Annotated in this window: 18 protein-coding genes and 2 riboswitches; all 18 genes read left to right on the top strand. The window is 38.8% G+C overall.

Translation table 11 applies throughout. The annotated features are described in order from the left end of the window. Positions 1–82 precede the first annotated feature (82 nt). Entirely contained in the window at positions 83–736 is a 654-nt protein-coding gene (locus tag ISU02_RS11680) for a class II aldolase/adducin family protein (RefSeq protein ID WP_207736269.1), read from the top strand. Between the two features lie 638 nt (positions 737–1,374). Next, positions 1,375–3,117 (top strand): ABC transporter ATP-binding protein, encoded by a 1,743-nt coding sequence (locus ISU02_RS11675; protein ID WP_194702022.1) that lies wholly within the window; start codon positions 1,375–1,377, stop codon positions 3,115–3,117. A 34-nt stretch (positions 3,118–3,151) separates the two neighbouring features. Then, entirely contained in the window at positions 3,152–5,029 is a 1,878-nt protein-coding gene (locus ISU02_RS11670) for an ABC transporter ATP-binding protein (RefSeq protein WP_323985038.1), read from the top strand. Between the two features lie 69 nt (positions 5,030–5,098). After that, on the top strand, positions 5,099–5,248 hold the full coding sequence (locus ISU02_RS11665) for a hypothetical protein (RefSeq protein ID WP_194702021.1): 150 nt from the start codon (positions 5,099–5,101) through the stop codon (positions 5,246–5,248). A gap of 215 nt (positions 5,249–5,463) precedes the next feature. Continuing rightward, a riboswitch (SAM riboswitch) is annotated at positions 5,464–5,573 on the top strand. A gap of 117 nt (positions 5,574–5,690) precedes the next feature. Further along, positions 5,691–6,899, top strand: a complete 1,209-nt coding sequence (locus ISU02_RS11660) for an aspartate kinase (RefSeq protein WP_194702020.1) — start codon at positions 5,691–5,693, stop codon at positions 6,897–6,899. Positions 6,900–7,068: 169 nt separating this feature from the next. After that, a riboswitch (SAM riboswitch) is annotated at positions 7,069–7,176 on the top strand. 83 nt (positions 7,177–7,259) lie between these two features. Further along, a complete protein-coding gene (locus tag ISU02_RS11655; protein ID WP_194702019.1) occupies positions 7,260–8,411 on the top strand; it encodes a homocysteine biosynthesis protein in 1,152 nt (383 codons plus the stop codon). A 76-nt stretch (positions 8,412–8,487) separates the two neighbouring features. Continuing rightward, the gene (locus ISU02_RS11650; protein ID WP_194702018.1) at positions 8,488–8,658 is read left to right on the top strand and encodes a 4Fe-4S binding protein; all 171 of its coding nucleotides are present in this window, start codon (positions 8,488–8,490) and stop codon (positions 8,656–8,658) included. A 41-nt stretch (positions 8,659–8,699) separates the two neighbouring features. Further along, a complete protein-coding gene (locus tag ISU02_RS11645; RefSeq protein ID WP_194702017.1) occupies positions 8,700–9,416 on the top strand; it encodes a UPF0280 family protein in 717 nt (238 codons plus the stop codon). Between the two features lie 19 nt (positions 9,417–9,435). Beyond that, positions 9,436–10,323: a methylenetetrahydrofolate reductase [NAD(P)H] gene (gene metF / locus ISU02_RS11640; protein ID WP_194702016.1), complete on the top strand. Its 888-nt coding sequence runs from the start codon at positions 9,436–9,438 to the stop codon at positions 10,321–10,323. A 32-nt stretch (positions 10,324–10,355) separates the two neighbouring features. Further along, positions 10,356–11,090: a vitamin B12 dependent-methionine synthase activation domain-containing protein gene (locus ISU02_RS24325; protein WP_194702015.1), complete on the top strand. Its 735-nt coding sequence runs from the start codon at positions 10,356–10,358 to the stop codon at positions 11,088–11,090. Further along, positions 11,090–13,525: a homocysteine S-methyltransferase family protein gene (locus ISU02_RS11630; protein ID WP_194702014.1), complete on the top strand. Its 2,436-nt coding sequence runs from the start codon at positions 11,090–11,092 to the stop codon at positions 13,523–13,525. The genes ISU02_RS24325 and ISU02_RS11630 overlap by 1 nt, the downstream gene beginning before the upstream one ends. Positions 13,526–13,633: 108 nt before the next feature. Beyond that, the gene (locus ISU02_RS11625; protein WP_194702013.1) at positions 13,634–13,891 is read left to right on the top strand and encodes a PspC domain-containing protein; all 258 of its coding nucleotides are present in this window, start codon (positions 13,634–13,636) and stop codon (positions 13,889–13,891) included. 340 nt (positions 13,892–14,231) lie between these two features. Further along, complete coding sequence (locus ISU02_RS11620) at positions 14,232–15,770, top strand: YjjI family glycine radical enzyme (RefSeq protein ID WP_228727796.1); 1,539 nt, start codon at positions 14,232–14,234, stop codon at positions 15,768–15,770. A 124-nt stretch (positions 15,771–15,894) separates the two neighbouring features. Continuing rightward, positions 15,895–16,401 carry a nitroreductase family protein gene (locus ISU02_RS11615; RefSeq protein ID WP_194702012.1) on the top strand — a complete coding sequence of 169 codons (507 nt, stop codon included), beginning with the start codon at positions 15,895–15,897 and terminating at the stop codon, positions 16,399–16,401. Positions 16,402–16,589: 188 nt separating this feature from the next. After that, entirely contained in the window at positions 16,590–17,306 is a 717-nt protein-coding gene (locus tag ISU02_RS11610; protein WP_194702011.1) for a radical SAM protein, read from the top strand. Between the two features lie 25 nt (positions 17,307–17,331). Continuing rightward, the gene (gene ruvA / locus ISU02_RS11605; protein ID WP_194702010.1) at positions 17,332–17,931 is read left to right on the top strand and encodes a Holliday junction branch migration protein RuvA; all 600 of its coding nucleotides are present in this window, start codon (positions 17,332–17,334) and stop codon (positions 17,929–17,931) included. Positions 17,932–17,956: 25 nt separating this feature from the next. Then, entirely contained in the window at positions 17,957–18,988 is a 1,032-nt protein-coding gene (gene ruvB / locus ISU02_RS11600) for a Holliday junction branch migration DNA helicase RuvB (RefSeq protein WP_194702071.1), read from the top strand. Positions 18,989–19,012: 24 nt separating this feature from the next. Next, positions 19,013–20,818 (top strand): SpoIID/LytB domain-containing protein, encoded by a 1,806-nt coding sequence (locus ISU02_RS11595; RefSeq protein ID WP_194702009.1) that lies wholly within the window; start codon positions 19,013–19,015, stop codon positions 20,816–20,818. The last annotated feature ends 105 nt before the right edge of the window (positions 20,819–20,923 follow it).

Raw genomic sequence — 20,923 nt, 5'->3', positions numbered from 1 at the left:
AAAAATGCATTATGACTATCATAATAAGTTGAGAATATGGTATAATGTATATTAATTTAAATGGATGCACATAGGAGGAAAAATGTCACTTAAACATCAGATGACGAGAAAAGAAATCATCGATACTGGGTTGTTGATTTCCAGATTATCCTTGGTTATTGGTTCCTGGGGAAACATCAGTGTTCGTATTCCCAATGAAGATCTGGTAGCAATTACGCCCAGTGGTGTGGATTACGAGAAAATTAAATCTGAAAATGTTCCTATTATTGATTTAGAGGGAAATTTGATAGATGGTGATATGACACCTTCAATTGAGTTACCATTGCATCTGGAAATATATAAGAACAGGCCAGATGTCCTTGCAATAATTCATACACATTCTACATACTGCACAGCTATGGCTGTGGCAAGAAAACCAATCCCTGCTGTAACGGATGATCTAATAGAAATCGTCGGTGGCAACGTTCGCGTTTCAGAATATAGATTGCCGGGTTCTCTGGAGCTTGGTGTAGAAGCGGTTAAAGCCTTAAAGGATAGAAACGCTGTCATCTTGGCAAATCATGGGTTGATTGCAGTGGGAAAAGATTTGAAAGAAGCTTTAAAAATCACACATGTATGTGAAAAATCAGCACATGTCACTCTTTTGACACAATGTATTGGCGGTCCAGTAGAATTATCAGAGCGTGATTGCCGCTATATGCGTGATTTTTATGTTAACAAATATGGACAGAAATAGTGCTTTTTATGCCAGTTTACATGTTTTAATATTACAAAGTTGTTATAAAATAATATAATACTCAGATCATGTTTTAATTTGAAATGCTTTAATTGAAACCGTTTGAGTATATTTCAAGGTGAAAATTAAAATGACAAGTATCTGTAATGACATTACAAGACTGTTACAGGTGTAAAAAAAGTATTGCGAGCCCATAAAAATTGTTATATCATTATTTTGTGGTCAGCCGAGGTTGCCACAATAAATCAACAAAAATAAAAAAGGGAGGTTACAAAATGATTATTTTAACGAACATCGTACTAAACAGAAAATCAGCATTTAATCGTATCTACGCCATCAGTGCGCCCTCAATTCAATTTAATAATTCTGTAGCCTGCGGGAATCGCTTATAAGAAATTTTAAGAGATTTATCATTTAGAATGATTAACCACAGGCAAAAAAGTCTGTGGTTTTTTTATGTCTATAAACATGTTTGTTCTCTGTAATAAGGAGAGTGGCTGATTATAAATATGTGAGTGAATATGGGTTCACTCTTAAAAGACCATGCTTGCATGGTCTTTTTCTTTACCATTTAAGGAAATTATCGGACTTTATAGAAATTTATTACTTAGAAACAATAAAGTTAGGAGGTCGAAATTATGAAAAATATATTCAAATATTTGAAAGGTTACAGGAGTATTTTTTTGATGGCTGTACTTTCAATCGTCATAGCAACAGTGATGCAACTGGCGACACCTATTTTGATAAAATATGCGATTGATTCAATTATAGGAGATGAGCCAGCAGGTAATTTGCAATTCCTGATGGATGCGTTTGGCAAGAATCTAATGAGTGTCGTGTGGATGGTTATAGGTATTGGACTGATAAGAGGTGTGTTTTTATTTCTCAAGGGTTATTTATCAAACTATGCGGCGGAACACATTGCAGAAAATATAAAGAATAATTTATATAGACAAATTCAATACATGTCTTATGAATCTCACACCAAAAAAGAAACTGGTGACATGATTCAAAGATGTACATCTGATGTGGAAACTATTAGGAAATTTCTAGGCGTTCAGATTGTGGATCTGGGTAGAATCATCTTTATGATCCTACTATCAGTGGTCATTATGATGCGCTTGAATCTAAAATTGACGATCTACGCCATTGCACTAATTCCTGTTCTATTTGCCTTTTCCTATATTTTTTTCACAAAGGTTCAGAAGCGCTTTAAAAAATCGGATGAAGCAGAAAGTGTATTGACAACCGTATTGCAGGAAAATCTATCGGGCGTCAGAGTTGTACGTGCTTTTGGTAGAGAAAAATACGAAATTGATAAATTTGAAAAAGTGAACACTGAGTATTGTAAAGTAACTTATCGTTTGATTGAGGTCCTTGCCGTCTTCTGGTCATCCTCGGATTTGTTAACGCTTATCCAAAGTGGCATTGTATTGGTTGTGGGCTCTACAATGGTGATTTCAGGTGAAATTAGTATTGGTACCATGGTGGCTTTTATCACTTACGAATCCATGCTGCTCTGGCCAGTAAAACAATCGGGAAGAATGTTAAGTGAGCTTGGAAAAACAACTGTTTCAATTACACGTGTGGAAGAAATTTTAAACGAAGCAGTTGAAGAAGATCAGCCGCATGAAGTTGAAGCACAAGTTTTGGGACATATTCAGTTTGAGAATGTTTCCTTTAGTTATCCAGATGGCAAAGTAGCGCTTCAAAATATATCTTTTGATTTACCTATGGGGCAAACACTGGGCATTTTGGGTTCAACAGGCTCAGGCAAGTCAACATTAGTGCATCTTTTACAGAGATTATATGAGTATGAGGGCAGTATAAAAATAGATGGTATTGAACTCAAGACCATAAAAAAACAGTGGATTCGCCAAAAAATAGGCCTTATTTTACAAGAACCCTATCTCTATGCAAAGACACTTAAAGAGAACATTGGCATCATACGAAATGATTTCAAAGATCAAGACATCTACATGGCGGCACAAACAGCCTCTATTCATGAAAATATTCTCACATTTAGAGAAGGCTATGAAACTGTCATTGGCGAAAAAGGGGTTTCTCTATCTGGTGGACAAAAACAAAGAATTGCTATTTCAAGAACTATAATTGATCCAGATAAGCGTATATTGATCTTTGACGATTCATTGAGCGCAGTGGATACAGAAACAGATATGCGCATTAGACGAGCACTTAATGAACGCAACAAAGAAATAACAACTATGATTATCAGCCATAGAATCTCAACCTTATCGGAAGCAGATATCATCATTGTCCTAGACGATGGGAAGATCATACAAAAAGGAACTCATCGCCAACTTGTGGAGGATGAGGGCCTTTATAGACGGATTTGGGATTTGCAAAAAATGGTTAGCTAATAAAAGCAGTTAGTTAATAAAAGGGGGCATCTTAGTGGAAAACAACAAAGAAATGAAATTGAAATATGATAATAAAATATGGAAAGCACTGATTCAGTATTTCTCTGAGTTTAAAAGAGATTTTATAATTCTATGCGTTTTTATGGTATCACTTGCTTGCGTGGATATATCCTTTCCACTCTTAACACAGTATGCAATTGATCATTATGTGATACCTGGAAATGCCCAAGGTCTTGGTAAAGTGGGTGTGATGTATTTAGCTTTAGCCCTTTTACTCTCTATAATTATATTTTCATTTATCCGACATGCAGGGAAAATCGAAATGAATTTGGTTTATAAAATGCGAAAAGACTGTTTTGAAAAATTGCAAAAATTGTCGTTTAGCTATTATGATCGAAATGCAATCGGCTGGATGATCGCAAGGACAACTTCAGATGCAACTAAGATTTCAGAAACGGTTGCCTGGGGACTTGTGGATATGATTTGGGGGCTTGCAATGATGTTTGGCATCTCCATCGTCATGCTCATTGTCAATGTTAAGTTGGCGCTTGTGACGTTAGTGACAGTTCCTATATTGGCATTTATAAGCGTGTTATTCGAAAAAAAGATGTTGGTGGCCTATAGAAATGTTAGAAAAATAAACTCCAAAATTACAGGACTCTTCAATGAAGGCATAGTGGGCGCAAAAACGACTAAAACGCTTGTCAGAGAGGATCTCAATAGCAGAGAATTTGGCGTTGTAACACAAGATATGAAGCGCACGTCCATTAGGGCGGCCACTTTTTCAGCGGGTTATTTACCTGTGGCACTTTTTATCTCTGCAATTGGGATGGTGTTAACACTTTATTTTGGAAGCATATTCGTAATGAACTCTACAATCACTTATGGGACCTTAGTGTTGTTTATCACCTATGCACGTCAATTCTTTGATCCTGTATTAGAACTTGCTAGAATCTATACGGAAATGATCAGTGCTCAGGCGGCTGCAGAACGCGTTATGAATCTCATCAATGAAGAAGAGGATATCCTTGAATCTGAGGAGGTGCTCGCCAAATACGGTGACCATTACCATCAAAAGACGGAGAACTGGGAACCTTTAAAAGGTCAAATTGAGTTTAAAAATGTAGACTTTTTCTATAAGAAAGGTGAATACATTCTCAAAGATTTTAATTTGAAAGTAAATCAGGGAGAGACTGTGGCGCTTGTTGGCGAAACAGGTTCAGGGAAAAGTACAATCGTCAATTTGGCTTGTAGGTTTTATGAACCCACAAGTGGAGAAATTTTAATAGATGGCGTGGATTACAAGTTGAGATCACAAAATTGGCTTCATGCGAATATTGGATATGTCTTACAGGCACCGCACTTGTTTAGTGGTACCATAAAGGAGAATATCCGCTATGGCAAGTTAGATGCAACGGATGAAGAAATCGTAAATGCCGCTAAAATTGTAAATGCTCATGGGTTCATAAGTAAGCTTGAAAAAGGTTATGAATCTGAAGTGGGTGAAGGCGGTGCATTGCTCTCTACTGGTGAGAAACAGCTCGTATCCTTTGCAAGAGCCATTTTATCAGCACCGAGGATATTCTTTTTAGACGAGGCGACGTCCTCTATTGATACAGAGACAGAAGCTAAAATTCAATATGCTATTGACCGTATATTAGAAAATAGAACAAGTTTTATTGTTGCGCATAGATTGTCAACGATTCGAAATGCAGATCGCATTTTGGTACTTGAAAAAGGCGTCGTCATAGAGCAAGGCACCCATCAAGAACTGATGACAGAAAAGGGTCATTACTATGAACTCTATACAAATCAGTTTATTGAAGAGGGTGAAATGGAAATTTTAAATGAAAAAACCTCAAAAAAGATTACACAAAATAGAGAAGAGAAAGAATCAGAAAAGAGTGCTTGATGGTAGAATGTTTAACCCATTAAAGTGTTCAATAAATCAATGTTTTTATGAAGAAAGGAAGTATCGATTATGATGCAGCAATATTATATAATGAATGATTTCGTATCGCCTAAAAAAGAACGCATAAATCAGAGTCTTGAATGGCAATTGTATCTCAAAAGTGAATTTAGAAATAGATCAAAGCAAAGTAAATCATTTCGAAAAATAGAAAAACTATAGAATGAAAGAGAAGATCTGGCAGAAACTTGTCGGATCTTCTTTTCTGTTTAAATCGGATTAAATGCACTATCAAATGGGCTCTATTGAACGCATAGACTTGTAATGTTTTCAAAAAAAGACATGATATTATTGACATTTTTACTTGAAAGGGCAATGGAATTGTGTTAACATTGCTATTGAGTTAAAACCATTTATATTTTGTTCTATAATTGAATACCTTATCAAGAGTGGCTGAGAGAACAGGCTCAATGACGTCCAGCAACCTGCATCCCATTCGATGCGTGGTGCTAATTCCTGCATTTCTTTATGAAGTGATAGATAAGAAGAGATTTATGATCTTTATCGCCTTCGATTTGAATGCGATTTTTTTATATGATTTTTTTGTATGTAAGTAAATGGATTTAAATACTGTTAACCAGAAATTTATGAAAGGAGGTTTTTCATGAATATTATTGTTCAAAAATATGGTGGGACTTCTATGGCAAATGCCAAATGCGTAAAAAATGTTGCAAATAAGGTGGTTAGAACTAAAAAGAAAGGGAATAAAGTAGTCGTTGTTGTTTCTGCACCTGCTGGCATGACCGATGAGCTTGTGAAACGAGCTAAAGAAGTAACGGAAAAGCCTTCTGGAAGAGAACTAGACATGATTCTTGCCACAGGTGAACAAATTTCGATTTCACTTTTGGCGATGGCCATAAAGGACTTAGGTGAAGAGGCCATTTCATTCACGAGCTCGCAAGTGGGCATCTTTACAGATGACAATCACAATAAAGCTAAAATAGAAGCGATTGAAACCAAAAAAATTACAGAAGCACTCGATCAGAATAAAGTAGTAATCATAGCGGGATTTCAAGGTGTAACGAGAAATTTTGAAATTACGACACTTGGAAGAGGTGGTTCAGATACTTCGGCAGTGGCAATAGGTGTAGCGCTTAATGCATCAGAGATCGAAATTTATACAGATGTTGATGGCGTTTATACTGCAGATCCTAGGATTGTTCCAAATGCACATAAGATTTCAAAAATTTCTTTTGAAGAAATGTTGGAGATGGCAGGTTCAGGCGCTAAAGTGTTACATCTCAGGAGTGTTGAACTCGCTGCAAAAAATCATTTGCCAATCCACTTGAGATCATCATTTACAGACACGATTGGCACTTATGTTACTGAGGAGGATGAAAACATGGAAGATGTACTGGTTAGAGGCGTAGCGCACACAACAAATAATGCAAAAATAACATTGGCGAATGTACCACATACGTCGCAAAATATTGCTTATATTTTTGAAGAAATTGCTAATAACAATATCAATGTAGATGTTATCACACAAAATTATGTGGATAAAGATAATTTAACCATTTCATATACGGTTTCAGAAGATGAATTTGATTCAGCGTTGGAGCTTGCAAATCGCATTGGAAAAGAAGTTAAGGCACAGGCTGTATTTGGCAATGAGAAAGTGGCTAAAGTCTGTATCATTGGGGTAGGTATGAAGTCAGCTGCTGGCGTAGCGTCGAGAGTTTTTAGATGTCTTGCAAATGAAGGTGTAGAGATTGATATGGTATCCACATCGGATATCAATATTTCGTGCATTATCAGAGAAAGTGATTACCAAAAGGCTGTTATTGCAATTCATAATGAGTTTCAACTCTAAATTTTAACCTTAAATCTGCTGAAGACACCTTCAGCTTTATGGAAAAAAATTTGCCAATTTTAATAAAGTAGTTGTAACACTAGTGCAAATGTGCTAAAATCATAAAAAACTAAATATTGAAGGCAGAAATATCATAAATGTATGCCTTATATAAAACTGAATATCCTTGAATTTATCAAGAGTGGCTGAGAGACTGGCTCAATGACGCCCGGCAACCTACATCCCATTTGATGTGTGGTGCTAATTCCTGCATTTCGTAAGAAATGAAAGATAAAAGCAGTACTTGTTGTACCTAAATGTCGTTCATTTCTAATGAATGACATTTTTTTTTAAAATAACAAGTAAAGGATGGCACAAATAATGGCAAAAACGTATGAGCAAATCAATGAAAAAATAAAGAACGGTGAAGCCGTTGTGGTTACGGCTGAAGAAGTAATTGATATTATCCGCGAAAAAGGCACAAAAGAAGCGGCAGAATATGTGGACGTGGTCACCACAGCTACCTTTGGACCTATGTGCTCAAGTGGCGCTTTTTTAAACTTTGGACATGCTTCACCGCCAATAAGAATGCAGAAGACCTATTTAAATCAAGTGGAGTCTTATTCAGGCATTGCAGCTGTGGATACGTATATTGGCGCAACGGAGTGGTCAAAAGACAGAGGTTATGAATACGGGGGCGCACATGTGATTTGTGACCTAATCGATGGCAAGCCTGTTACTTTGGAGGCCACTGCAAATCCCTCTGATTGTTACCCAAGAAAAGAGATTAAAACGGAGATCACACTAGATGACCTCAATGAGGCCTATTTATTTAATCCGAGAAACGCTTATCAAAATTATAACGCGGCAACGAATTCGTCGAACCAAATGGTGAAAACATACATGGGTGTTTTAAAACCCGAATATGGCAATGTGACTTACTGTACTTCAGGCGCATTGAGTCCGCTTCTGAATGATCCAACCTACAGGACCATTGGCATTGGAACCCGAATTTTTCTCGCAGGTGCTCAGGGCTATGTGTCTTGGAGAGGGACTCAGTTCAATTCTAGTGCAGAGCGCGATGAAAATGGTGTACCTATAAAGCCAGCAGGTACATTGGCTGTAATAGGTGATTTAAAAGACATGGATACTCAATATATCAGCCCTGCTGTCTTTGAAGGTTACGGTGTCTCACTCTTCCTTGGTATAGGGATTCCAATTCCAATTTTAGACGAAGATATGATGAAGTCGGTAGGGATCACCAATGAGGACATCACGACAAATGTTGTGGATTATGGTCTGGCAGATGGCAATAAAGCAGTCGTTAGAAGTGTAAACTACGAAGAGCTTAGAAGCGGCAAAATTCAAATAAACGGCAAGATGGTCAAAACAGCATCAATAACGTCACTGAAGAAATCAAGAGAAATTGCAGCACTTTTAAAATCTCAAATTCAAAAGGGCGCGTTTTATCTTCAAAAACCTGTTGAAATGTTGCCGACAACTGGTATTGTTAAAGGCCTTAAAATCAAGTAGTTGTACTTGAGGTCCAAACGGCTTATAGAGCAGGCTCATGAAAATGCAAAAAAAATGATGGTTTGGAGGGACATATATGTGTATTAATTTAAAAGAAGAGAAGTGTATCAACTGTGGTGTTTGCACAGGATTATGTGACTATAATGCACTTAAACTCAATGAAGAATGGATTTTAAAAGTGTCGGAAGCACTCTGTGTAAACTGTAAGGCCTGTGTTGCTGGATGTCCAACGAGAGCGCTGAGTTGAGTCGTAAGTTTAACACTTGACAATAGAAAAAGAGGTCTAGCATGTATCAAGAACGTGTCTATCGACAGGAAATGAATGCAAGAGGATTATTTGCCTACACAGTGACCATTTTTGAATCGGATCTTATGATCTATACAGATCAAATGCTTTCCGAGGAGGCTTATAGATGGACGACATATTATAGAAAAGAGATTGAGCAGTATGCACAATTAAAACCTGGATTCATAGGGGGTTTAGAACCACAAGTGTGTTTAAAAACGGCTTCGACTTTGATTCGGCACATGCATCAAGCATCTGAAAAGGCAGGTGTTGGACCGATGGCAACAGTTGCTGGGGGCATTTCCTATTATGTGGGCAAGAAGTTGCTTGAATCCTGTCGTGAAGTGATGATTGAAAACGGTGGCGATATTTTTTTGAAGAGTTTTACAGAAAAAAAAATTAGAATTTTTGCTGGAAATTCGCCTTTTTCAAATAAACTATCTTTAAAACTGCCGCCTTGTCCAGAAGGCATTGGCATATGCACTTCAGCCGGTAAGATCGGTCATTCGCTGAGTTTTGGCAACGCAGATGCAGTGGTAATTATTTCTGAAGATGTATTGCTTGCAGATGCAGTGGCAACAGCAACAGGCAACAGAATCCAAACGAAAGAACATATTGCTGAGGGCATTGAATTTGCAAGAGCAATCGAAGGTGTTTTAGGCGTTGTGATCATTGTGGATGATCAAATAGGCCTTTGGGGCAAAATAGAATTATGCTAATTAGATTAGGAGAGAATTTATGAAAATAAATCAGATATTTGAACAAAAAAAACCTGTCATCTCGTTTGAAATATTTCCTCCAAAACGTGATGGGGACGTGAACACGGTCTATAAGACGATAGACGAACTCGCTAAACTGAATCCAGACTATATCAGTGTGACATATGGTGCTGCTGGAACAGAAAGAAGTGATGATACCTTATTAATGGCATCGATGATTAAACAGAAATATAAAATAGAGTCCTTGGCGCATCTTACGTGTGTTTCGTCCTCTAAAAAGGACCTCGATGATATCTTTGATAAGTATGAACAGCATGATATTGAAAATATCTTAGCCCTTAGAGGGGATTTAAATGTGAGCCATGAAGCCAATTCGAGAGCTTTTAAATACGCCTCAGATCTCATCGAGTACATTCATGATACAAGACCCTTTTGCATCGGCGCTGCATGCTATCCAGAAGGTCACGTGGAGGCCAGAAGCAGAACTGTGGATTTGATCAATCTCAAGCATAAAGTTTCAAAAGGCGCGGATTTTCTGGTGACACAGCTTTTCTTTGACAATGAAAAGTTTTATGATTTTAGAAATGAAGCTAGAAGTTTAGATATTGATATTCCAATAACAGCAGGTATAATGCCCGTTTTAAATAGAAAACAGATTGAAAGAATGGTAGAATTAAGTGGTGCAACACTGCCGGATAAATTTAAAAAAATATTAGCAAGGTACGAGCATAATCCCAAAGCACTTCAAGACGCTGGAATTGCATATGCTTCTGAGCAACTTATAGATCTGCTTTCCACAGGTGTGGATGGTGTCCATCTCTATGTTATGAATAAGCCAGAGGTGGCCAAGAAACTTGTAAGCAATATTGAAAACATCGTATCCGTTTTGAGATCGAGTGGACAGTAAACAAAATCGGACTTTATGAGAAGGTGGTATGCGTGAATCAAAATAATTTGGAAGGGATTCTTGAAGTCGAACGTATAAAAGCGTATGTCAACAAAAAGGAAATTTTTAGGTATCTCAATGATCGTTCCGAGACATCTTCGAGATCAGAATATTGGCTTAACATGATTGATGATGTTTTAAGCGAATGCCTTCAGTATTCAAAACCCATTTATGCGAGTCAAAAGTTTGATATTGAAAGAGATTTGGAAAAAGATGAAATCAAAATAATCGCTCAAGCTGATCAATCTTTTAAATCTAAAGATCTCATGAGATTACTAGGGCAGTCGCATCAGATTCATGTGGTGGGCGTTACGCTGGGTCTTTTTCTAGATAGAAAAATTCAATACTATATGAATTCTGATGCCACTAAAGGTGTGATCTTTGATGCCTGTGCCTCTGTTGTCATAGAAGCATGCTGTGATTATATACAAGATAGACTTGTCGAACAGGACCTTCGTCTAGATGACCGTTTATACCATACCAATAGATATAGTCCGGGATATGGCGATTTAGAGCTCAGTACATTGAGTACGTTTTCAGATTTGATTCAAATGACAAAGAAAACTGGAATACATGTGAGTGAGCATTTTTTAATGCAACCGCAAAAATCAGTCGTTTTTATTCTGGGCACTTCTAAGATGCCTTTTAAAGAGGCAACACTTATTTGCGAACACAAGTGTTTCCAGTGTAAGCTGAAATCATGTCAATATCGAGTGGGGGAAAGATAATGAGTTTAAAGCATAAAATTGAAAAAGGGTATTTAATCATTGACGGTGCAATGGGAACTTATCTTCAGAAAAGTGGTCTCAAATTGGGTGAACTGCCGGAAATGTTAAATTTTACAAGGGCTGAACTGGTTGAGGATATTCATATGAAATACTTAGAAGCCGGTGCAGATATTATTTCCACAAATACTTTTGGAGCTAATCGCCTCAAGTTAAAGAACAGTGGTAAAACAGTGTCAGAGGTTGTTTGGCAGGCGGTTTCACTTGCGCATAAAGCCATTGACACTTTTCATGAAAAGCATCAGGGGTGTTCTAAATCGGAACAAACGGCTAATCCCAAATATGTAGCACTGGATCTTGGACCGATTGGTCAGTTATTGGAACCCATGGGCACTTTACCGTTTGATGAAGCCTATGAAATCTATAAAGAACAAGTTATTGCAGGTGTTGAGGCCGGTTGTGATCTCTTTATTATAGAAACGCAAACCGATTTGTTGGAGTTAAAGTGTGCGATTTTAGCTTGTAAAGAGCATTCGAAGCTACCAATTATTGCAACCATGTCATTTGAACAAACGGGCAGAACTTTTACAGGTACCGATGTGGCATCCATGGTCACTTTGCTGGAAGCATTAGAAGTGGATGCACTTGGATTTAACTGCTCGTTTGGGCCTGCGGAGATGCTACCTCTAATTGATCGCGTGCTGTCATTAACTCATAAACCTATTGTGATTCAGCCCAATGCAGGACTTCCAAAACAGATTGATGAGATCACGGTTTATGATACAAATGCGAATAAATATGCAGAGATTATGAAGACGATTGTGGCTAAAGGCGTTACCATAATTGGTGGTTGTTGTGGGACAGATGATTCTTATATTGCAACGCTTACAGATATTGTGGCAAATGCACCTGAACGCGTAAAACGTGAGCGCAAAAGTGTCACCAAAGTATCTTCTTTTGCAAAAACGGTTACTTTGGGCGATAATCCCGTGGTCATTGGTGAACGTCTAAATCCAACGGGTAAAAAGCGCTTAAAAGAAGCGCTTCGAAATGGAGAAAAGGATTACATTTTAAGAGAGGCCATCAGCCAAGTTGAGCAAGGTGCGTCCATCTTAGATTTAAATATTGGCCTTCCAGAATTGGATGAAGCCAAGTTGATGCCTGAGTTCATAAAAGAAATTCAAGCTATTTTGGATGTGCCGATTCAGATCGATTCTTCCAGCGTGGCCTGCATTGAAGCGGCAGCCAGATCTTATAATGGCAAGCCCCTGATTAACTCAGTCAGTGGGAAGGAAGATAGTTTAGATGCGATATTGCCTATCGTAAAGAGATATGGCGCCTGTGTGCTTGGATTAACTCTAGACGATGAAGGCATTCCGAGCAAAGCCGAAGATCGTTTTGCAATTGCTGAAAAAATTGTCCATCGTGCTGAATCTATGGGTATACCAAGGGAAAACGTACTCATAGATTGTTTGGCGCTGACTGCATCAGCTCAACAAGAAGATGTCATAGAAACATTAAAGGCAATTCAGCTTGTAAAACGCAAATTAGGCGTTAAAACCGTATTGGGTGTCAGCAATGTCTCCTTTGGATTGCCTAAGAGAGAATTGATCAATAAAACTTTCTTGACGATGGCGTTGTTTAGCGGTTTAGATGCTCCTATTTTAAATCCTGGGAATGAGGAGATGATGGCTGCAATAGATGCCTATAATGTCCTTGTGAACAATGATGTGAGGTCTGAGATCTACATTGAAAAGCATTCCAAAGTTGTTCCTACGAACAATCCAAATCCAAAACCAAAGTCGAGTACACTTGATCTAAAACAAGTGATTTTAAATGGGTTAAAGGATTTAGCCGTTCAGAATACGGAATTGCTTTTAGAAACCCTAAAGCCTATGGAAATTGTGGATCAAATTATCATTCCAACTTTGAATGAAGTGGGGCAATCTTTTGAGAGTGGGAAGATCTTTTTACCTCAGTTGATACAATCTGCAGAGACCGTTCAGCAGGCATTTGAGCGGTTAAAATCAGAACTCAAAAATGAAGAAGGCCCTTCTCTGAGCAGAGGTAAGATCGTTTTGGCCACAGTACACCATGATGTCCATGATATTGGCAAGAATATTGTTAAAGTGATCCTTCAAAATTATGGATACGATGTTATAGATTTGGGTAAAGATGTACCGCCTGAGGTTGTTCTAAAAGCGTGTATAGAACATGATGTCAAGTTTGTAGGACTCAGTGCGCTCATGACTTCCACAGTTGAGAGCATGGCTAAAACGATTAGAGTACTTAAAGCGCATGATGCCGAGATTAAAATCTGTGTGGGAGGCGCTGTATTAAATCCTGAATATGCTAAAATGATTCATGCCGATTTTTATGCAAAAGATGCTCGTGAGACGGCTTGGATTGCCAATACGTTTTTCGATATAAAAAGTTAGTGTTTAGTTAGAAAAACGTTAGAATACACTAAATCACTTGATTTGAGACGGTTTTTGGAATATGATTTATTTAAGAAAAAATCTCAAAGAGAGTTAGGAGTGAACGATATGGCTGGAAGGCAATTGTGTAAGATTAAGAGTAGAGGTCATGTTTCCGGCGTCTGTGCTGGGTTGTCAGAATATTTTGGAGTGGATGTATCTATTATTCGATTGATTTGGGTATTAGCGATATTTTTTGGAGTAGGATCGCCAGTGATCATATATTTTATCATGGCAATTATTTTGCCAGAGTATGATCCGGACAGTGTTTATTTTGAAGAGTATGTTGATGACGATGATGAATATGATGACCGTGATAGATATTGAGTTCAAGTTTAAAAAACGTCTACAAGAGCAGTTTTGCTTTTGGCAGGCGTTTTTTGTGTTTTGTTGGCATATGAGATTCATGCTTCTTTTGCTTCTCGTTTTATTCAAAAGCATATGAACGCAGATTTGAGAATTTGAGCTAAAAACGTCATAAAGGGATTACCTTAATGAAATGATGTCAAAAACGTATGAAATTTTCCAAGCGTAAAAGGTGGTTAAATTGCTTCGTTAGAAGTATAATATAAGTGAGGGCCTTTGCGATCTATAAAGTAAGGTCGTTTCAATGATATGATTTAAAACTTGTAAAAATGAGGACTTAAAGGGTTAAGAGGTGAAAAAAATGCAAAAAAATATGACACCTATGCAGAGAGAGATATACGATACGATCACAAGTGACATTCTCACATACGAAATGAAAGTGAACACGCTTGCAAAACATGCTGAAAATGCATTGGCTGTTTTAGAAATGTCCAGTGTTATAAAAACTTATAGAGATGCAGGTATAATTTGCGATCTGTTTGAAGGCGGTGCACCTTACAGACCGAGATATATTGTGCCTGATTATGAAAAATTCATGAAGCAGGGGAGTGCTTTTCTAAAATTAGAGCCGGCAAATTCGCTTTACGATGCGATTAACAATTTGCAAATACTCTACAGACATGTACCTTCTATTACGACTTTTCCAGTTTACATTGGAAACATCGATTTGCTGCTTGAACCCTATATAGGGCTAGAAAAAGACGATCCGAATTATGTCTCAGATGAAGCAGCATATGAAGCCATCAAGAGATTTTTGATCTATATCGATCGCACGATTACAGATTCATTTTGTCATGCCAATATAGGACCGAAGGCGACGCAAACAGGTTATATGATTTTAAGGGCTGAACGTGAGCTTCAAGATTCTATTCCCAACATCACTTTAAAATACAATGCTGAAACGGCAGTGGAATTTGCCATTGACGCCGTGAAGACGAGCATGATCACCGCGAAACCTAGTTTTGCGAATCACGATATGTTTGCATCAGAATTTGGCGAAAATTATGCCATTGTGAGTTGCTATAACGGTTTACCTATAGGGGGCGGTTCGTATACGCTTGCGAGACTTGTGCTTTCAAGACTTGCAGAGAAAACCACGGATTTAGACGTGTTTTTAAAAGAGCTTTTACCGGATGTAGTAGCTCAGATGATTCAATATATGGATGAACGCATTCGCTTTATCGTTGAAGAAGTGGGTTTCTTTGGACATCATTTCTTGTCAAAAGAGGGGCTTATAAATTATGAAAACTTTACGGCGATGTTCGGTATGGTGGGGCTTGCAGAGGCAGTGAACCATTTTATGCCTGAAGGTGAAAGATTTGGTCACTCTGAAAAAGCGGAAGCGCTCGGACTTCAAATTATGGAAATACTACAAGCAGAAGTCAATAAATACGATAATCCACATTTAAAAGCTACAAATGGGCATTACTTGCTACATGCTCAAGTGGGTATTGACACCGATATAGGTATTTCACCAGGTGTTAGAATTCCAATTGGAGAAGAGCCGCCTATTTATGAACACATCTTCAATGCACAGAAGTTTCATAAATACTTCCCATCAGGCGTAGGTGATATTTTTACATTCGATCAAACCGTAGCGAAAAATCCTGAGTATGTGCTCAATCTCATCAATGGGGCATTTAAAAATGGCATGAGATACATCTCTTTTTATGGTGATGATGCAGATGTCATCCGAATTACAGGTTATCTTGTCAAAAAATCTGAGATTGAGAAATTAAGTCGTGGTGAAATGGTGTTGAGAGATACCGTAGTGCTTGGAAAAGGTGCTGTGGACAATGCTAGAGTCTATGAACGCAAGGTTAGAGACGAGTCGAACTAACGGATGTCGTGTCAAGTGACATAGGCTATGAAGAAAAGATAAATAGATGCAATTAGATAAGAAAGTACCATACTATATGTACATGCGGACAATGATATCCTGTTTAGATGAAAGAGAGGTTAAAATGGCAAATAGTGCATCGTTAACAAGAAGAAGCATTCGCAAATTCACAGGTGAAAAACTATCTGAGGCATTGCTAGATGAGATTCTAAAGGCTGGATTTGCTTCGCCTACCGCTAAAAATACGCAACTGTGGGAGTTTGTCGTTGTGGATGATATGAATATCTTAAATGCGTTTAAAGAAGTTCATCGTTTTTCTATGCCGCTGATCCATGCAGGTCTTGGGATATTGGTCTGTGGCGATTTAAACAAGGAAGAACATGAGGGATACTGGATAGGTGACTGTGCGGCAGCCATTCAAAATATGCTCATTCGCATAGAAGAACTTGAACTTGGCGCGTGTTGGATTGGTGTTTATCCAAATGAAGACCGTATGGCAGTACTTGAAAAGACTTTGAATCTACCAGAGCATATTAAGCCCATGGGGTTTATCGCAGTGGGACATCCTGATGAGAAAAAAGCCCCAAGTGATCGATATGATCCTGAGAAAGTTCACCGAAATGGGTGGTGAGAATTCATTTGCTCTATCGATAAAAAATCAAGATGCTAAAGCAGATTTGCAGTTCTGTTTTAGCATTTTTTATTTCTTGAGTGCAGTGTGCTACCTTTTGGTGGTACACCCAAATTTGAAACAAAAGCTTAATGCCACTATAGCTTGAATAAAGAAGAAGACACTTATATAATAGGAGAGAGGTAGATATGATCGGTTATATAAGAAATATGATTAAAAATTCAGCAGTGGATGGTCCTGGGAACCGCTTTGTGGTCTTTTTACAAGGGTGCCAGTTCAACTGCCTATACTGTCATAATCCAGAGACGATTAAGTCGGTCAAGCTTTTGACGGCTGAAGAGGCCTCAGAGGTTCATACGTATTCACCAGAAGCACTTGTGGATATGATTTTACCTTTTAAGGATTATATTTCTGGGGTGACTTTTTCTGGCGGAGAATGTACCTTGCAAATGGAGTTCTTAATTGCTGTGTGCCGTTTACTTAAAGCAGAGGGCATTCACATCTTAATCGATACAAATGGTCACATGTCTTTGGCGCATTTAAAAACGTTAGAGGCTCATGTAGATGGTTTTATGTTGGATTTAAAGGCCTTGGATTCAAAAATACACAAGACTCTGACGGGTCTCGATAATAAACGTGTACTTGAAAACTTTATCTATTTGAACGCTATAAGCAAATTGTATGAAATACGAACGGTTATTATTCCAGAGTTCGTGGATGATCAAGCTCTGATAGATTGGCTCAGCGCACATGAGGGTTGCAACCTCAGGTACAAATTAATTGCTTTTAGAAATCATGGGGTAAAAGGTGAGGGCAAAAAGCTCAAACCGCCAAGTACAGCTTATATGCGTTCGATTGAAAATTATGCGATCCAAAAGGGTTTTAAAAATATTGTGTTGATATAAAATCATCACAACACAGGAGTGGAAAATGATAGATTTTATTAAGGGAAAACTTTACCATATAGATGTAGATCACATTGTAGTGGAGAATAATGGAATGGGTTATCGTGTCTTTACATCGGCAAATTCGATTTCAGATTTTGATGTTGTCGGCGAGGAGATCATCATCCATACAGAGATGATTGTCAGAGAAGATGCCATTTCGCTTGTGGGGTTCAGCACAAAAGAAGAGCTTCACATGTTTAGACTTTTGACTTCAGTAAGTGGTGTAGGCACCAAAGTGGGCATTGGTATATTGTCTTCACTCAATTATATTTCGGTGGCAGCTATTATCGCTTCGAATGATGTTAAAGCCATGACTGCGGCTCATGGTGTTGGGAAGAAAACAGCAGAGCGCATCATACTGGAATTAAAAGATAAGGTTGGTAAGTCCATGCTGATCAGTGCGGATACTCAGATAGAAACTCATGTGATTACAGGAGGCGTCGAGTCTGATGCATTAGAGGCACTTATGACGCTTGGCTATACCAGAAACGAAGCTCAATCTGTCTTAAAGCTTATGGATATCAGCGGTATGACTGTAGAAGAGATTCTCAAAGCTGCACTTAAAAAGTTGATGACACAATAGAAATAGAAGGGAGCTTCAGTTGGACATGGAAATGGAGCGATTTATCACCCCTAAGCTCGTAGAAGAAGATGTGTTAGGTGAAAATCATATACGACCTAAGCAAATGATTGAGTACGTGGGGCAAGAGAAGACAAAAGAAAAATTGAATATATTCATTCAAGCGGCGAAGATGAGAGATGAATCTTTGGATCATGTGCTCTTGTATGGACCTCCAGGGCTTGGTAAGACCACTTTATCCTGTATCATTGCAAATGAGATGGGGGTTGATGTGAAAATCACTTCCGGGCCAGCGATTGAGAGACCAGGCGATCTCGCAGCCATACTCACCAGTATGAAAGAGGGCGATGTGCTCTTTATCGATGAAATTCATCGATTGCCAAGACATGTTGAAGAAGTGCTCTACCCAGCAATGGAGGATTTCGCCATAGATATCGTCATAGGGAAAGGCCCTGGAGCACGCTCGGTGAGACTTGATCTGCCTAAATTTACTCTAGTGGGCGCCACTACGCGTGCAGGACAGTTGACGTCACCACTTAGAGATCGTTTTGGTGTTATTTGCAAACTGGATCTCTACAATGTTGAAGAATTGAGCCAGATTATTAAGCGTTCTGCCAAGGTGCTCAACATAGAAATTGATGACAATGCCTGTGAAGAAATGGCCATGAGAAGTCGAGGGACACCGCGTATTGTCAACAGGCTTTTGAAAAGAGTCAGAGATTATGCACAAGTAAAGGGCACTGGTGTGGTGACTAAAGCAATCGCTAAAGCGGCACTGGATCTTTTAGAAGTGGATGCACTGGGCCTTGATGCTGTGGATCGAAAGATTATTATCAATATGATCGAAAACTTCGATGGCGGTCCCGTTGGTGTGGAAACGCTTGCAGCGGCCACCGGTGAAGAAGCCAATACAATTGAAGATGTGTATGAACCTTATTTGATGCAAATTGGATTTATCAACAGGACGCCTAGAGGGCGCGTTGTGACGAACAAGGCGAGAACACATTTGGGATATCAAATGGTACTCAATGTGGAACAAATGGAAGTGACTTTTGATTAATATGAAATCGTGATGGAGGCAATAATGACGAGAACGTCTAAAAGTGTGATCTTTACAATTATAATCTTCGTTTTATGTCTGAATGGGTCTGTGGGGATGAGCATGTCAACGGTTAAAAACTGGGTTGATGTGGGGCTTATTTATGGTGCGAACAACACTTATCCGGTGGGGATATCTGCTGATGAAGGGTTTGCTTTTGGCTTCTATCAGGATCTATATTTTAATATGTTAGTAGATTTATCAAACTATGCCACTCTGACTTTTTATAAAGATGGTTTTTATAGTGAACAAGGTGTTTTAGACGAATCTTATTCAGATTACTATCAAAATGGTTCTGTAAAAGGGGGCTACCATGTGGGCATCGGACAGAGTGCACCCAGTTATGATGCCTTGATCAATGATTACATGACCTATAAGGCAGTGAGTTCAGAAGTTTACATTAATTGCGAAAAAGGATGGCAATTAGCAGTGGGGAGTTTTGTCGATAGAGCTTCTGCAAACGCCAGTATAGCTGGTTATCAAGCATTGTTTCCAAACGCAAGTCTTTCTATTATTGAACCCAATAAGAGCAGGGTTATGATCTATTCAGGGGATATGCCGCTTATGGCCTATGATACTTCCGAGGGGATTTATGCATTAAAAACGTCTGTTTTTGAACTCAAAAACGTTAAATATCGCAATTCAATAAGAATTTTGAGACAATCTGGCAGTGATTTCACAGTGATTAATCGTGTGACCATGCCAGAGTATCTCTATGGCGTCTTGCCAAAAGAGATGAGCGGTGATTGGCCACTTGAAGCGCTTAAAGCGCAGGCGATCACAGCCAGTAATTTCGTGTATACGTCAGGAGGGAAGCATGACGCATTTGGATTTGACGTCTGTGCAACTACGGATTGTCAAGTCTATGGAGGCTATTCTGTGGAAAAACCAACCAGTAATCAAGCTGTGGATATGACCGCAGGTGTGGGCTTATATTATCAAGATACCTTGGCATCTTGCTACTACCATTCGAACAGTGGTGGTGAAACAGATGACATTGGTCAGATTTGGTCAGGCGATCTGCCTTATATTCAAGGCGTTGTGGACGGCTATTCTCTAAATGCTCCAAATGCCACTTGGACACTGGAACTGAGCACTTCTGAAATACAACAAAAATTAAGTGCAGCAGGTTATCAGATTGGCACCTTAACGGGTATACGCATACAGGAGCGCACCAGTCATGGTCGTGTGACCAAGCTGGATTTTGTCGGAACTTCGGGGACGGCAACACTTCTTAAGGAAAAAGCAAGAAGTGTCCTCGGGTATACGGTTTTAAAGAGTATGAGCTTTAGCTTTAATCCAACCTTTACGGACTATCAATATGTGGATTCATCTGTGCCGAGATCTTCTGTGGCCGTTTCAAGAGGTGGCACGACACAGAGGCAGACGATTGTGGTGGCAACTTCAAACGGCACTGAAGAAGTGGCTTTGGATGGCCTCCAGGCCATAACAAATCAAGGCTTAGAGACAGTAAGTGGCAGTGCCGCACATGATGGCAATGCTGTGAGCAGTGTTGTGACGAATGTGACGAATGTGGCGAATACGGTGCCTGAATCCACTCAAACGGTGTCGAACCAATCCCAAGCATCGATCTTGCCTTCCGGCCCTCAATTTCTCATGGAGAATAATATGAACCTGGTCACTGGCAAGGTGACTTTCTATGGTAGAGGTTACGGGCACGGGCTAGGCATGAGTCAATGGGGGGCTAAGAAAATGGCGGAGATGGGATTTACTTATGATCAAATCTTAGAACACTATTATCCGGGAACTCACGTTAGAGCCATCCAATAATGGGTTAGAGTATTAAGCGCTAAAAGTTGAGCAACTTTTTACCGCTTGATATCATTTGCGGGAAGTATATGGTAAAGCATATGGCGAAGGGTTCATGTAAAATGA

Origin of the sequence: Fusibacter ferrireducens, assembly GCF_015352425.1 — a bacterium.
GTDB lineage: Bacteria > Bacillota > Clostridia > Peptostreptococcales > Acidaminobacteraceae > Fusibacter_A > Fusibacter_A ferrireducens.
The sequence above is the reverse complement of the archived record's forward strand: the minus strand, read 5'-3'. Positions and strand labels throughout refer to the sequence as shown.